This is a genomic window from Streptomyces sp. W16 (assembly GCF_033194735.1).
Classification (GTDB): domain Bacteria; phylum Actinomycetota; class Actinomycetes; order Streptomycetales; family Streptomycetaceae; genus Streptomyces.
Genome location: NZ_JAWOAI010000280.1, coordinates 1 through 12,864, shown reverse-complemented (window position 1 = coordinate 12,864; position 12,864 = coordinate 1). Strand labels below are relative to the sequence as shown.

The window sequence follows — 12,864 nt, the reverse complement described above, 5'->3', positions numbered from 1 at the left end:
CGGAGCCACCCGGCGCGAGCCGGCCGCCGCGTTCCGCGCGGCGGCACCGCTCAGGGCGACGAAGCGCCGGGCGGTCTCGAACTCGTACTCCTCGTGGTCGATGCCCTCGCCCTCGACCTCGAACAGATTGCTCGCCCAGTCGCCCGCCTTGGCGCCGACCGCGGTGCCGATGCCGGGGGCGATCGCCGTCCCGATGGCGCCCCCGATGGCGGGCAGCGCCTGCTTGGCGACGTTCTTGAGGATGCCGCCGAGCTGCTTGCCGACCGAGGACCGAAGGAAGCCCCCGGCCTTCTTCGCCGCGGCCTTCAGCCAGTTGCCCAGGAACTGTTCCAGCTCCTCCTCGGAGGTGACCCCCAACAGCTCGGTGGCCAGCTGGACTTCCTCCTCCTCGTCGAAGGGGCTCTCCAGCGACTCGGCCACCCGCTCCTCGCGGCGGCCCTCGGCACCGAACTCCTCTTCCTCTTCCTCCCGGTAACGCCTTCCGTATTCCTCTTCGTACGGCTGCATGAGACCAGCCCCTCCCGGCAGTGAGCCGACGCGACCTGTCCAGACCCCCGAACCAGGGCCTGGAACCGCAACGTTGGCAGCGCGCCGGGTACGGCGTCGCCAGGGAGGGGCCTGGGGAAGACCCTGGACCGGGCCGCCCCAGGGTCTCCGAGGACGGGCCGCGAACCGACTCGCGGCAGCTGTCCTACTGCGGGAAGTCCGCCCGCAGAGCCGGCTCCGTGGCGTCGGCCGTGGTGATGCCTGTCGGGCCGGCGAGGAGCAGCACGCTCGGGTCGTTGTTGTCCGAGATCAGGAGATCCGCGTCGCCGTCGCGGTCGAGATCGCGCAGGCGGACGTACAGGCCGAAGAGGGCGGACTCGGCCGGGCTGCCCGGTACGCCCGCGGTCGCGCGGGAGAACCACTGCGAACTCTTGCCGGTCAGGCCGCTCTTGCCGCCGCGCAGGACGTGCACGCCGCCCGCGCCCTTGGCGGAGCCGACCTTCTCCTCCGAGGCGCTGACCGCGAGGTCCGGGTAACCGTCGCGATTGGTGTCGCCGGCGGAGAGCGCCGTGCCGAAGGAGTCACCCTTGGCCGGGGCCGACACGACACCCGAAGTGGACTGGCTGAGGCGGTAGTTGGTGGTGGGGCCGGTCGCCCCGCCGCGCATGACCACGACCGAGCCCGCGCCCTTGTTGTACGGGGTGTCGCTGACGGCCAGGTCTCCGTAGCCGTTCTTGTCGAAGTCCGCGACGACGCCCGTGGGGCTGTAGTCCGGTGACGAGCTGTCGTACGTCGTGAACTTGCCGGACTTGACCGTGGTGCCGCCGCGCAGGAACCATGCGGCCTGCGTCATCTTGTCGGTCTGGTACTTGTAGCCCTGGCCGAGGACGTACAGGTCCGTGGCCTTGTCCTTGGTGACCTTTCCGGCGACGAGCCCGGTGGGTTCGAAGACATCGGTCAGGCTCGAACTCGGGACGTGCTTGGTCACCTTGCCCGTGGTGCCCGACTTGGAGAAACCGCCGCGGTAGACGTACACCGTCTTCACCCCGTCGGCGACCGCCAGGTCCGCCTTGCCGTCGCCGTTGAAGTCACCGGTCGCGAGGGCCTTGCCGAAACCGTAGTAGGTGTGGGGTGTGACGGGGACACGGGTGGCCTTGGAGCCGAGGCCGGACGCCGAGCCCCACACGATGGTGACCGCGCCCGCCGCGACCTTGCCGCTGACCTTCTCGCTGACGTCGCCGACGGCGAGGTCGGCATATCCGTCGCTGTTGAAGTCGGCGTTCGCCAGGGACTCACCGAAGTAGTCGGCGAACCCTCCGGCATCGCCCGCCGTTCCCGGTATCCCCGCGCTGTTCTGGTTGAACGTCTTCACCTTGGTGCCGGGGCCCGTGGCGGTCCCGTACGTCACGGTGACCGAACCGCTGTCGGCGACCGCGTAGTCGCGATAACCGTCGCCGTTGAAGTCGTCGGCGTACTTCGCTGCGGTCGCGGCGCTCGCGGGGCCCACCGTGAGGGTGAGCAGTCCGCCGGTCAGCGAGGCGGCCGTGGCCGTCGCGAGGACCAGGCGGTGGGTCTTCGTCCTGAACATGTGTCTCCTGCTGCGGGCAGCGCGGCCGGCCTGTCCGCCGTGATCTTGGATGGGTGCACGGAGGAGACTCGTGGAGTGGGGTGGGGGTTGTACGACGTGCGGGGATCCGCTCAATCGGCTTGCGGTTGGCCTGCCTTGAGGATCTCGGCGACGTCGAGGGTGACCTTGGCGCCGAGGGTGTCGGGGAGGGTGACGAGTTCGCCGGGGGCGTGGATGCGGTGGCTCGCGTACTCGTCCTTCGCCGGGTCGGTGAGGACGTGGATGCGTTGGTGCTTGCGATCGATGATCACGTACACCGGGACGTTGGCGTTGGCGTAGGCGGTGACCTTGGTCTGGAGATCCACCTTCCAGTTGCTTGAGGTGACTTCCAGGACCAGGCGGAAGACCACGGGGTCGTAGCAGTTGTTCTCGACGAGGTGCGTGTCGATGTCGGCGTCGACCACGGACAGATCGGGGGTCGCGTAGTCCTCGGGACCGTCAGGGAGCCAAATGCTCACGTTCTGGAGTACTTCGGTGTCGCCTCCGGCCAGTCCGGCCGCGGCGAAGGGAGCCCTCAACCGGTCCAGGGCGCGAGCGTGGGGGGCGTCCGGGGACGGGGTCACGAGGAGCTGGTCTCCGATGATCTCGACGCGGTAGCCCGGACGACTCTCCATGATCTCGTTGACCAGGGCCGTCAGCGGCCGGTTCCCGGGGGAACGCTCAACAGCTGCTGCGGACATCAGGTGCCTCCTGTGGGCCGGTGTCGAGAGCATCATCGTAGGCCGGACAGCGCCGATATGTCCTTGACGATCACGTTCACCCAAATGGGTTACCACACGGCAGAAGGCCCCGCTCCCAACCGGAAACGGGGCCCTCAGGGTCGTATCGCAAAGAACCTCAGAAGCGTCGCGTGATCAGCGCCCGCTTCACTTCCTGGATCGCCTTCGTGACCTCGATGCCTCGCGGGCACGCGTCCGTGCAGTTGAAGGTCGTGCGGCAACGCCACACGCCGTCACGGTCGTTGAGGATCTCCAGGCGCTGCTCGCCCGCCTCGTCGCGCGAGTCGAAGATGAAGCGGTGGGCGTTGACGATGGCGGCCGGGCCGAAGTACTGGCCGTCGTTCCAGAAGACCGGGCACGAGGACGTGCAGGCCGCGCAGAGGATGCACTTCGTGGTGTCGTCGAAGCGCTCGCGGTCCTCGGCCGACTGCAGGCGCTCGCGCGTGGGCTCGTTCGTGTCCTTCGTGATCAGGAACGGCATTACGTCCCTGTACGCCTGGAAGAACGGGTCCATGTCGACGACCAGGTCCTTCAGGACCGTCAGACCCTTGATCGGCTCGACCGTGATCGGCTTCTCGGGGTTGAGGTCCTTGATCAGGGTCTTGCAGGCGAGACGGTTCTTGCCGTTGATCCGCATCGCGTCCGAGCCGCAGATGCCGTGGGCGCAGGAACGGCGGAAGGTGAGGGTGCCGTCCAGTTCCCACTTGATCTTGTGGAGGCCGTCGAGGACGCGCTCCTTGGGGTCGATCTCCAGCTGGAAGTCCTCCCAGACCGCTTCCGCCGAGACCTCGGAGTTGAAGCGGCGGATCCGGAAGGTGACCGTGATGTACGGGGAGTCGGCGAAGCCGGGCTCGGGCTGGCCGGCCGCTTCCGCCTTGTCCAGAACAGGGGTAGCCATCAGTACTTACGCTCCATCGGCTGGTAGCGGGTCTGGACGACCGGCTTGTAGTCGAGACGGATGGACTCGGTGCCGTCGTCGCCGACCTCGCGGTACGCCATGGTGTGGCGCATGAAGTTGACGTCGTCGCGGTTGGGGTAGTCCTCGCGGTAGTGACCGCCGCGGGACTCCTTGCGGGCGAGCGCGGAGACCGCCATGACCTCGGCGAGGTCGAGCAGGTTGCCCAGCTCGATGGCCTCAAGGAGGTCCGTGTTGAAACGGCGGCCCTTGTCCTGGATCGAGACGTTGCGGTAGCGCTCGCGCAGCTCCGCGATCTTCTCGACCGCCGTCTTGATCGTCTGCTCGGTGCGGAACACCATGACGTTCGCGTCCATGCACTCCTGCAGCTCGCGGCGGATGACCGCCACGCGCTCGGTGCCCGTGGAGTTGCGCAGGTGCTCGACCTGGTCGATGACCTGCTGCGCCGGGTCCTCGGGCAGTTCGACGTACGACGCCTTCTGGCTGTACTCCGCCGCCGCGATGCCCGCCCGGCGCCCGAACACGTTGATGTCCAGGAGGGAGTTCGTGCCGAGGCGGTTCGCGCCGTGGACGGAGACGCAGGCGACCTCGCCGGCCGCGTACAGGCCCGGGACGACCGTGGTGTTGTCGGTGAGGACCTCACCCTGGACGTTCGTCGGGATGCCGCCCATCGCGTAGTGCGCGGTGGGCTGGATCGGGATCGGGTCCGTGTACGGCTCGATGCCCAGGTACGTGCGCGCGAACTCCGTGATGTCGGGCAGCTTGGCGTCCAGCTGCTCCGGCGGGAGGTGCGTCAGGTCCAGGTACACGTGGTCGCCCTCGGGACCGCAGCCGCGGCCCTCCCGGATCTCCGTGTAGATGGAGCGCGAGACGACGTCACGGGACGCGAGGTCCTTCATGACCGGCGCGTACTTCTCCATGAAGCGCTCGCCGTCCTTGTTGCGGAGGATGCCGCCCTCACCGCGGGCGCCCTCCGTCAGCAGGATGCCCATGCGCCAGATGCCGGTCGGGTGGAACTGGAAGAACTCCATGTCCTCCAGCGGCAGCCCGCGCCGGTACACGGCGGCCTGGCCGTCACCGGTCAGGGTGTGCGCGTTGGAGGTCACCTTGAAGAACTTGCCGGTGCCGCCGGACGCGTAGATCACGGCCTTCGCCTGGAAGACGTGGATCTCGCCGGTCGCCAGCTCATACGCGACGACGCCCACCGACGTCTTCACGCCGTCGACGTCGGCGATCAGCTGGTCGAGGACGTAGAACTCGTTGAAGAACTCCACGCCCTCCTTCACGCAGTTCTGGTACAGCGTCTGGAGGATCATGTGGCCGGTGCGGTCGGCCGCGTAGCAGGAGCGGCGGACCGGGGCCTCGCCGTGGTTACGGCTGTGACCGCCGAAACGGCGCTGGTCGATCGTGCCGTCCGGCGTGCGGTTGAACGGCAGGCCCATCTTCTCCAGGTCGAGGACCGAGTCGATGGCCTCCTTCGCCAGGATCTCGGCGGCGTCCTGGTCGACCAGGTAGTCGCCGCCCTTGATCGTGTCGAAGGTGTGCCACTCCCAGTTGTCCTCCTCCACGTTGGCGAGCGCGGCGGCCATACCGCCCTGCGCGGCGCCCGTGTGGGAGCGGGTGGGGTAGAGCTTCGTCAGGACCGCGGTGCGGCTGCGCTTCGTCGACTCGATCGCGGCGCGCATACCGGCGCCGCCGGCGCCGACGATGACGGTGTCGTATTTGTGGATCTTCATCAGAATTCCTCAGTCCCTCAGCCCGATGGCCTAGCGGATGTTCGGGTCGAAGGTGAAGATCACCAGCGTGCCCAGCAGGATGGTGAACACCGTGGCGGTGTAGAGCAGGCCCTTGAGCCACAGCCGGGTGTTCGCGCGCTCCGCGTAGTCGTTGATGACCGTGCGCAGGCCGTTGGCGCCGTGCAGCATCGCCAGCCAGAGCATCAGCAGGTCCCAGACCTGCCAGAACGGCGAGGCCCAGCGGCCGGCCACGAAGGCGAAGCCGATCTTGGAGACACCGCCGTCGAGCACGAGCTGGATCAGCAGGTGGCCGAGGACCAGGACGACCAGCACGACGCCGGACAGGCGCATGAAGAGCCAGCCGTACATCTCGAAATTGCCCCGGGTCGACTTCGGGGTCTTCTTGGTGCGCTTGCGGGGGGCCTCGATGAGGGGCGCGGGGTTGTCTACGGTGTAAAGGGACTCGCCCTCGACCGGGCCGATGCCGGAAGCGGTGGATTCGGTGGTGGCCATGGGTGTCAGCTCCCGAACAGTTCACGAGCGGCGTGGCCGAGCACGGGGTAGATCGCCCCGAGCATGAGCACGACCCACAGGCCGACGACGGACCAGAGCATCTGCTTCTGGTAGCGCGGGCCCTTCGACCAGAAGTCGACGGCGATGACGCGCAGGCCGTTGAGGGCGTGGAACAGGATGGCGGCGACGAGGCCGTACTCCAGCAGGCCCACGATCGGCGTCTTGTAGGTGGCTACGACCTTGTCGTAGTCCTCGGGGGAGACACGCACAAGAGCGGTGTCCAGCACGTGTACGAACAGGAAGAAGAAGATGAGGACGCCGGTGACTCGATGAGCCACCCAGGACCACATTCCTTCCCGGCCGCGGTACAGCGTTCCAGCCGGCACGGAAGAACCCTCCGGGAGCGGGGATTTAGGGCCGCGCCGGCTTCTCTGTCGGTCGGGCCCGGCCGGGTACGGTCCTCCGGCCCTCAGCATCGTATCCAGCCGTTGACGCGGGTCTTACGGCGGGCCTGCTGGTGTGATCAAACTGGCACCCAAAGGGGCACGTACGGGCTAGTTTCGGGCGGCTAATGGGTGGGGGGTTCGCCTGTTTTGCCGGGTGCGCGAGCGCTGTGGCTGGTCGCGCAGTTCCCCGCGCCCCTGAGTAGCTCCAGCAAGCGCCCTCTTGCCAGGCGCCGGAGTTCCTCCGCCACCACCACCCGCTCCTCCTCCGGATCGTTCGTCAAGCGTGACCGGATTCCTGCCAGTACGTGGTCCAGGACCTCGTCCGGGGCAATCCCGTCCGGGCAGATGACGAACACGTGGCCGAAGCGGGCCTCGTAGGCAGCGTGAGCCGCGTCGAGGGCCATGTGGGCCGCCTCGTACGTGTCGTCCGGCAGGACCGGGAGCGACTCGCCCGCCAGTGCCTCCGCCAGGTCACCCGCCGTCAGGTCGTACGCCGCCTCGTCGGACGCGGCGAGCAGGGCGTCCAGGTCGGGGTAGGGGCGGTGGTCGGTGAGGCGGCGGGACCAGCGGAGGCTGTGGAGGCAGGTGAGGAGGGTGTGCCGGGCGTCCTCGGGAGGCGCTGTGTTGAACGTCTCCAGCGATTTCGGGGACGGCGAGGTGCGGGACTGCTCGGGCAGCGCCGGTATGGCCAGTCGGCCGGGAAGGTGGGGAAGGCGGTGCGAAGGCAGTGTGGATCCTCGCGTCACGGACGGTGCGGCAGGGGATGCGGTGAGAGGTGCGTCACCACGTTATCGGGAGTGGTCATGACGTGTCCGTTCGATGCCCGAATTTCACCCGGACGGGAGAGTTTCGGAACGTGTGGTGGACACTCGCGGTCCGCCCGGGCCGTAGGTTGGCGCCGTGAGCCAGCACAGGCGCCGCTCGTCGGCGAAGCCGTTGAAGCCGTTCAAGCCGTTGAAGCAGCGGCGGGGGTTGATCGCGGTCGCCGTGGCCACCGCGGTGGTCGGGGGCGGCGTGGGCCTCGGGCTGTGGGCCGCGTCCGGGGACGACGGAAGCCCCGTGGGGGCGGCGCTGAGCCCTTCCGACGGCACCTCCACCTCCTCGCGGGCCGCGAACTCACGCACCCCCACGCCCACTCCCACCCCGAGCCCGACCCGCGTCTATCCGCTGTCGCAGACGCCCCGCACGATTCCCGCCGTGCGCTCGCACACCCCCGCGCGCGGCCCCGGCTGGCGCCCCGTCAAGGGGGAACGGGTCGTCGTCGACGACGCCGACCTCGTCGACGAAGGGCGGCTGATCGCCGGCGAGTTGGGGCTGACGTACGCGGGCGAGTCGAGTGACGTGCGCGCCGGGGACGTACGGCTGGCGCTCAACGACGACGAGGGCGCGAACCCGGAGTCGTACGCGATGACCGTGCGCGGCGGGCGGGTCACCATCAGCGGGCCCTCGGACGCGGGGGTGTTCTACGGCACCCGCACGCTCAAGCAGGAAGTGCACGGCGGCGGTACGGCGCCGGAGGGCGTCGTGCACGACCAGCCGGCCAAGCCGCGGCGCGGGTTCATGCTGGACATCGCGCGCAAGCCGTTCACCGCGTCCTGGATCGAGGACCGGGTACGGGAGTTGGGCGACCTGAAGTTCAACGAGCTGGGGCTGCACTTCTCCGACGACCAGGGCTTCCGGATCGAGTCCACGACCCACCCCGAGGTCGTGTCGAAGGACCATCTGACCAAGGCGCAGGTGAAGCAGATCGTCGACCTCGCCGCCGCTCGGCACATCACCGTCGTGCCCGAGATCGACTCGCCGGGGCATCTCGGCGCGGTGCTCGCCGCGCATCCGGATCTGCAGCTGCGCAACGTGTCCGGTGTCGCCAGGCGTGGTGCCATCGACATCTCCAAGGACGCGTCCGCCGCGATCGTCGACGAGCTGCTCGACGAGTACGCCGGGCTCTTCCCCGGCGACCAGTGGCACCTCGGCGGCGACGAGTACCAGGCGCTGACCGTCGCCAACCCCCAGGCGTCCTTCCCGCAGTTGGCCGCCGCCGCGACGAAGGCCTACGGCTCCGGCGGGTCCGTCGCCGACCTCACCACGGGCTGGCTCAACGACCGCGCCGACACGGTGCGCAACCACGACCGGACGATGCGGGTGTGGAACGACGGCTTCCTCGCCGGTACGTCCGTGCAGGCCGCCAAGGATCTCCAGGTGGCGTACTGGACGGGCAAGGAGATCGGCGCCCGGCAGCCCGTCGCGTATCTGAGCGCGGGCCGCAAGGTCCTCAACTACAACGACGAGTACCTGTACTACGTCCTCGGCGAGCCGCAGACCTTCGTCTATCCCACCGGGCGGCGGATCTACGAGCAGTGGACCCCGCGGGTCCTGCGCGGGACGCAGGCCGTCCCCGCGAAGTACGACAGCCAGATCCTCGGCGGCTCCTTCGCCGTCTGGTGCGACCTCGCGGGCTCCCAGACACAGGCCCAGGTCGCGGCCGGCATCCGCATGCCGCTGCGCGCCACCGTCCAGAAACTGTGGGACCCGGGGACCCCGGCGCTGACCTGGACCCAGTTCAAGTCCCTTGCGGACAAGGTGGGTTGAGGGGGGCTGCGGATCCGAGCCCCGTTGGCTGAAAACCTCTTCTTCCGGTTTCCCGACCTGCCCGAGGTCGTCCCGTGTGACACTCCCGGGGTGGAGCACGCAGTCAGGGGAAACGCGGGCTTCGCAGGGGAGGGGCCCCGCCGAGGGAGGTTCGGATGAGTCTGGTGGAACTGATCGCTCAGGCCGACGAACGCGCACTGGCCGCCAGTGGGCTGGCTTGTTTGGATCGGTGCGTGCCGCTGCTGGGCGGTGGTGACGAGGTCCTGCGGCCGTTGTGGGCGGGCCTCGCGGACGGCACCGTGGGCGAGGAGTGGGGCGAGCGGCTGGCGAAGGCGCGCGGCGAACTGCCCGCCCTCTTCGAGGAGCCCGGTGAGGACCGGGCCGCGCCGCTCGCCCGACGGATGCTCGACACCGCCCCGGACATGCCGGCCGACCCCTCGGTACGGGAGTGGGCCGACGCCTGCTCCGTCGCCTCGCTGCGCATCCACCAGCTCCTCGACCCCGCCGACGACGGCTCCTCGGTCGACGCCCGGCGGGCGGGCCGTACGGACGGGGTCTCGCCGCTCGTCGCCGCCGAACTGCGCCGCCAGATCACCGTGCTCGAACTCCTCTCCGGCCCCGCCCCGGGCGGACTCCGCCAGGCCCTGGCCGTGTCGACGGAGGGCCGCCGGGTACTGCGCGCGGTGGTGTCACGCCGGGCACGCGGACGGGGATGAGCGGGGCCAGGACTCTGTTTTCTGCGGAGTCTGTGAGCGTCGTGCGGTGAGGATGGGGTGGTCCTGCGCCGGTCCGGGGGAATGTCCGGATCGTGGTGCCGGAAGACCGCCCGCCCGTGCTTCTCCTGGTGTCGTGACAGAGCGGATGAGGGAATGGTCGCCCCGGCCCAGGGCCGCAGCGCAGCCCATGCGGTGGGCCGCGGACGCGGTGGCGACGATGCGCGAGGGCGCCCGGGTACGCCTCGACTACTCGGCGCGGAGCCTGTGGCGCGTCGACCGGATGATCGAGGAGATACGGCGGGAGGGCGCGCCGTACGCCGCCGTGGAGAGCGAGTTGCGCGGATTCGGGGCGTACGCCGGTGAGGTGATCGCGCGGCAGACCGGTGCCGAGTGGTGGGCGACCGGCGGTGAGCACTGGCTGCGCACTCCGGAGGGGCACCTGTGGGACCCCATCGACGAGGCGCGGCGGTGCTTCGGCGGGCACGGGTCGCTGCGGCTGCTGTGCCGGGACGCGGTGAACGGCGGACACCGGTGAGGGAGTTGGCCGGCAGCGGAGTCCGGAGGTTCCGGCGGTTCCGGGGCTCGGCAAAATCGGCGTAATTAGAGACGCCTGCGTTCCCAAGGGAAAGGTCCGGGAGGACGATGAGGGCAACTGCCGGACCGGGGAGGGCACATGGCCGACAACCGTCGTTGGTGGGCGCTGGTCGTCATCGCGCTCGCGCAGTTGATGGTCGTCCTCGACATGACCATCGTCAACATCGCACTGCCGTCCGCCCAGACCGACCTGGGGATGTCGGACGGGAACCGGCAGTGGGTCATCACCGCCTACACCCTCGCCTTCGGCGGACTGCTGCTGCTCGGCGGCCGGATCGCCGACCTCGCCGGACGCAAGAACACCTTCATGATCGGGCTGATCGGCTTCGCCGCCGCGTCCGCGCTCGGCGGTGCCGCCGCCAACCAGGGCATGCTGTTCGGCGCCCGGGCGCTGCAAGGAGTCTTCGCCGCCCTCCTGGCCCCCTCCGCGCTGTCGCTGCTCACGACGACGTTCACCGACCCGAAGGACCGCGGCAAGGCCTTCGGCGTGTTCGGCGCGATCGTCGGCGCGGGCGCGGCAGTCGGCCTGCTCGCGGGCGGCTTCCTCACCCAGTACCTGGACTGGCGCTGGTGCCTCTACGTCAACGTGCCCATCGCGCTGGTCGCGTTCGCCGGCGCGTGGGTCCTGCTCAGCGACAGCTCCCGGCACCCGGAGGCCCATCTCGACATCCCCGGCGCGCTCCTCGGCTCGGGCGGCATGCTCACCCTCGTCTACGGCTTCTCCGAGGCGGAGTCGAGGAGTTGGGGCGACGGACTCGTCCTGGGCCTGCTCGCCGCCGGTGTCGTGCTGCTCGTCGCGTTCGGGTTCTGGCAGACCCGGGCACGGGTTCCGCTGCTGCCGATGTCGGTGGTGAAGGACCGTCAGCGGATCGGTGCGTTCCTCACCATCCTGTTCGTCACCATCGGCATGTTCGGCGTGTTCCTCTTCCTCACCTACTACATGCAGCGCGTCCTCGGCTATTCGCCGGTCAGGACGGGCGTCGCCTATCTCCCCATCACCGTCGGCATGATCACCGGCTCCACACAGGTCGCGGCCCGGCTGGTGTACCGGGTCCCGCCGCGCACCCTGATGGTCCCGGGCCTGCTGATCGCGGCGGGCGCGCTCGCGCTGATCGCCCAGGTCGGGGTGGAGCCCGCGTACGCCACGTACATCCTGCCCGGCATGCTGATGCTCGGCCTCGGCATGGGTACGGCGATGATGACGTCGGTGTCCCTGGCCACCGGAGGCGTCGCCCCGCGCGACGCGGGCGCGGCCTCCGCCACCTTCAACACCGCCCAGCAGGTGGGCGGTTCGATCGGTACGGCCCTCCTGAACACGATCGCCGCCACGGTCACCGCGCGCTACGCCACCGCCCACGCGGGCCCCGGTGTGAACAAGCCGCTGCTGGAGGCGAAGGCCGCGGTGCACGGCTTCAACGTCGCCACCTGGTGGGCGATGGCCTCGATCCTGCTGGCCGCCCTCATCGCGGGCGTCCTGGTGAACGCGGACCGGGTGCCGTCACCGGGCGCGGTGACGACGGAGACGCCCCAACAGCCGGTGGACACAACGCTGTAGGGCGACGGGATCTAGGGGCAGTACCCCGCGGCGGGGATGCTGTGACACTTCTGTGAGGTCCGGCGCTGATGGCGATGGGGGGTGCGGGGGACCGCCGCGCCCGGTACGGATTCTTCGCGAACTCGGTACGTGACCCGGTACGTCGAGATCAGTGCGTCGATCGGTACGTCACCGGGACCGTACGGACGAGGACAGTCCTTGGGCCAGACAGGCGAGCCCCGCCGCGGGCACGCGCACGACGGGGAACTGGGTGCCGCTGTCGCGCGCGCCCAGGAGGGCGACGACGGCGCTTTCGCGGTCGCGTACCGGATCGTGCAGCCAGGACTGCTCGGGTATCTGCGCGGGCTCGTCGGCGACGAGGCCGAGGACGTGGCGTCCGACGCCTGGCTGGAGATCGCCCGTGACCTCGGCCGCTTCCGGGGCGACGGGGCGGGCTTCCGCGGCTGGACGGCGACCATCGCCCGGCACCGGGCACTCGACCACCTCCGCAGACAGCGGGTGCGGCCCCGGTCGGCGACGCTCGAACAGGACGTGTTCGAACTCCCCGGTCCACACAGCACCCATGACCAGGCGCTGGAGTCCCTCTCCACCGAACACGCCCTCGACCTGGTGCGTGGCCTGCCCCGCGACCAGGCGGAGGCGGTCCTGCTCCGTGTCGTCGTAGGCCTCGACGGACCCGCCGCCGCCCGCGTCCTGGGCAAACGCCCGGGCGCGGTACGCACGGCGGCCTACCGGGGGCTGAAGCGGCTGGCCCGTGAACTCGCCGGGGAGGGTGTGACGGATGCCGGCACCAGGACGCTGGGGGAGTCGGACGACGGTTCGGCGACGGATGGACACGGACATGACTGAGCAGCGGAACGGCGACGGCTTCCCGGCTCTGCTGGGCGCCGCGTTGCGCGATGTCGGCGTGGACGACGAGGCGGAGCGGCGGGCGGTGGCCGCGTTCCGGCTGGCCAGGGATTCCGGC

Annotated in this window: 13 protein-coding genes; 5 read left to right on the top strand and 8 right to left on the bottom strand. The window is 69.7% G+C overall.

All coding sequences use genetic code 11. From position 1 onward, the window contains the following. From R6V09_RS31170 to R6V09_RS31135, 8 genes are all read right to left on the bottom strand, one after another. A partial coding sequence (locus R6V09_RS31170) for a hypothetical protein (RefSeq protein ID WP_317884800.1) occupies positions 1–507 on the bottom strand: 507 nt, incomplete at its 3' end. A gap of 184 nt (positions 508–691) precedes the next feature. Continuing rightward, complete coding sequence (locus R6V09_RS31165; protein ID WP_317884799.1) at positions 692–2,074, bottom strand: FG-GAP and VCBS repeat-containing protein; 1,383 nt, start codon at positions 2,072–2,074, stop codon at positions 692–694. Between the two features lie 110 nt (positions 2,075–2,184). After that, positions 2,185–2,793 carry a Uma2 family endonuclease gene (locus tag R6V09_RS31160; RefSeq protein ID WP_317884798.1) on the bottom strand — a complete coding sequence of 203 codons (609 nt, stop codon included), beginning with the start codon at positions 2,791–2,793 and terminating at the stop codon, positions 2,185–2,187. Positions 2,794–2,950: 157 nt separating this feature from the next. Then, positions 2,951–3,730: a succinate dehydrogenase iron-sulfur subunit gene (locus R6V09_RS31155; RefSeq protein WP_317884797.1), complete on the bottom strand. Its 780-nt coding sequence runs from the start codon at positions 3,728–3,730 to the stop codon at positions 2,951–2,953. Continuing rightward, complete coding sequence (gene sdhA, locus R6V09_RS31150) at positions 3,730–5,484, bottom strand: succinate dehydrogenase flavoprotein subunit (RefSeq protein ID WP_317884796.1); 1,755 nt, start codon at positions 5,482–5,484, stop codon at positions 3,730–3,732. The genes R6V09_RS31155 and sdhA overlap by 1 nt, the downstream gene beginning before the upstream one ends. 30 nt (positions 5,485–5,514) lie before the next feature. Next, entirely contained in the window at positions 5,515–5,997 is a 483-nt protein-coding gene (locus R6V09_RS31145) for a succinate dehydrogenase hydrophobic membrane anchor subunit (RefSeq protein WP_317884795.1), read from the bottom strand. Positions 5,998–6,002: 5 nt separating this feature from the next. Beyond that, entirely contained in the window at positions 6,003–6,383 is a 381-nt protein-coding gene (gene sdhC, locus R6V09_RS31140) for a succinate dehydrogenase, cytochrome b556 subunit (protein ID WP_079660228.1), read from the bottom strand. A 182-nt stretch (positions 6,384–6,565) separates the two neighbouring features. Further along, positions 6,566–7,189, bottom strand: coding sequence for a 2-oxo-4-hydroxy-4-carboxy-5-ureidoimidazoline decarboxylase (locus R6V09_RS31135; RefSeq protein ID WP_317884794.1), 624 nt, complete (start codon positions 7,187–7,189; stop codon positions 6,566–6,568). A gap of 154 nt (positions 7,190–7,343) precedes the next feature. Here R6V09_RS31135 and R6V09_RS31130 point away from each other — a divergent pair, with 154 nt between their 5' ends. The 5 genes from R6V09_RS31130 (at position 7,344) to R6V09_RS31110 (ending at position 12,746) form a co-directional block, all read left to right on the top strand. After that, on the top strand, positions 7,344–9,032 hold the full coding sequence (locus tag R6V09_RS31130) for a beta-N-acetylhexosaminidase (protein WP_442810186.1): 1,689 nt from the start codon (positions 7,344–7,346) through the stop codon (positions 9,030–9,032). Between the two features lie 155 nt (positions 9,033–9,187). Beyond that, positions 9,188–9,748 carry a hypothetical protein gene (locus R6V09_RS31125; RefSeq protein WP_317884793.1) on the top strand — a complete coding sequence of 187 codons (561 nt, stop codon included), beginning with the start codon at positions 9,188–9,190 and terminating at the stop codon, positions 9,746–9,748. A gap of 187 nt (positions 9,749–9,935) precedes the next feature. After that, complete coding sequence (locus R6V09_RS31120; protein WP_317884792.1) at positions 9,936–10,283, top strand: hypothetical protein; 348 nt, start codon at positions 9,936–9,938, stop codon at positions 10,281–10,283. 138 nt (positions 10,284–10,421) lie between these two features. Then, entirely contained in the window at positions 10,422–11,897 is a 1,476-nt protein-coding gene (locus R6V09_RS31115) for an MFS transporter (protein WP_317884791.1), read from the top strand. Between the two features lie 198 nt (positions 11,898–12,095). After that, positions 12,096–12,746, top strand: a complete 651-nt coding sequence (locus R6V09_RS31110) for an RNA polymerase sigma factor (protein ID WP_317884790.1) — start codon at positions 12,096–12,098, stop codon at positions 12,744–12,746. Positions 12,747–12,864: the final 118 nt, after the last annotated feature.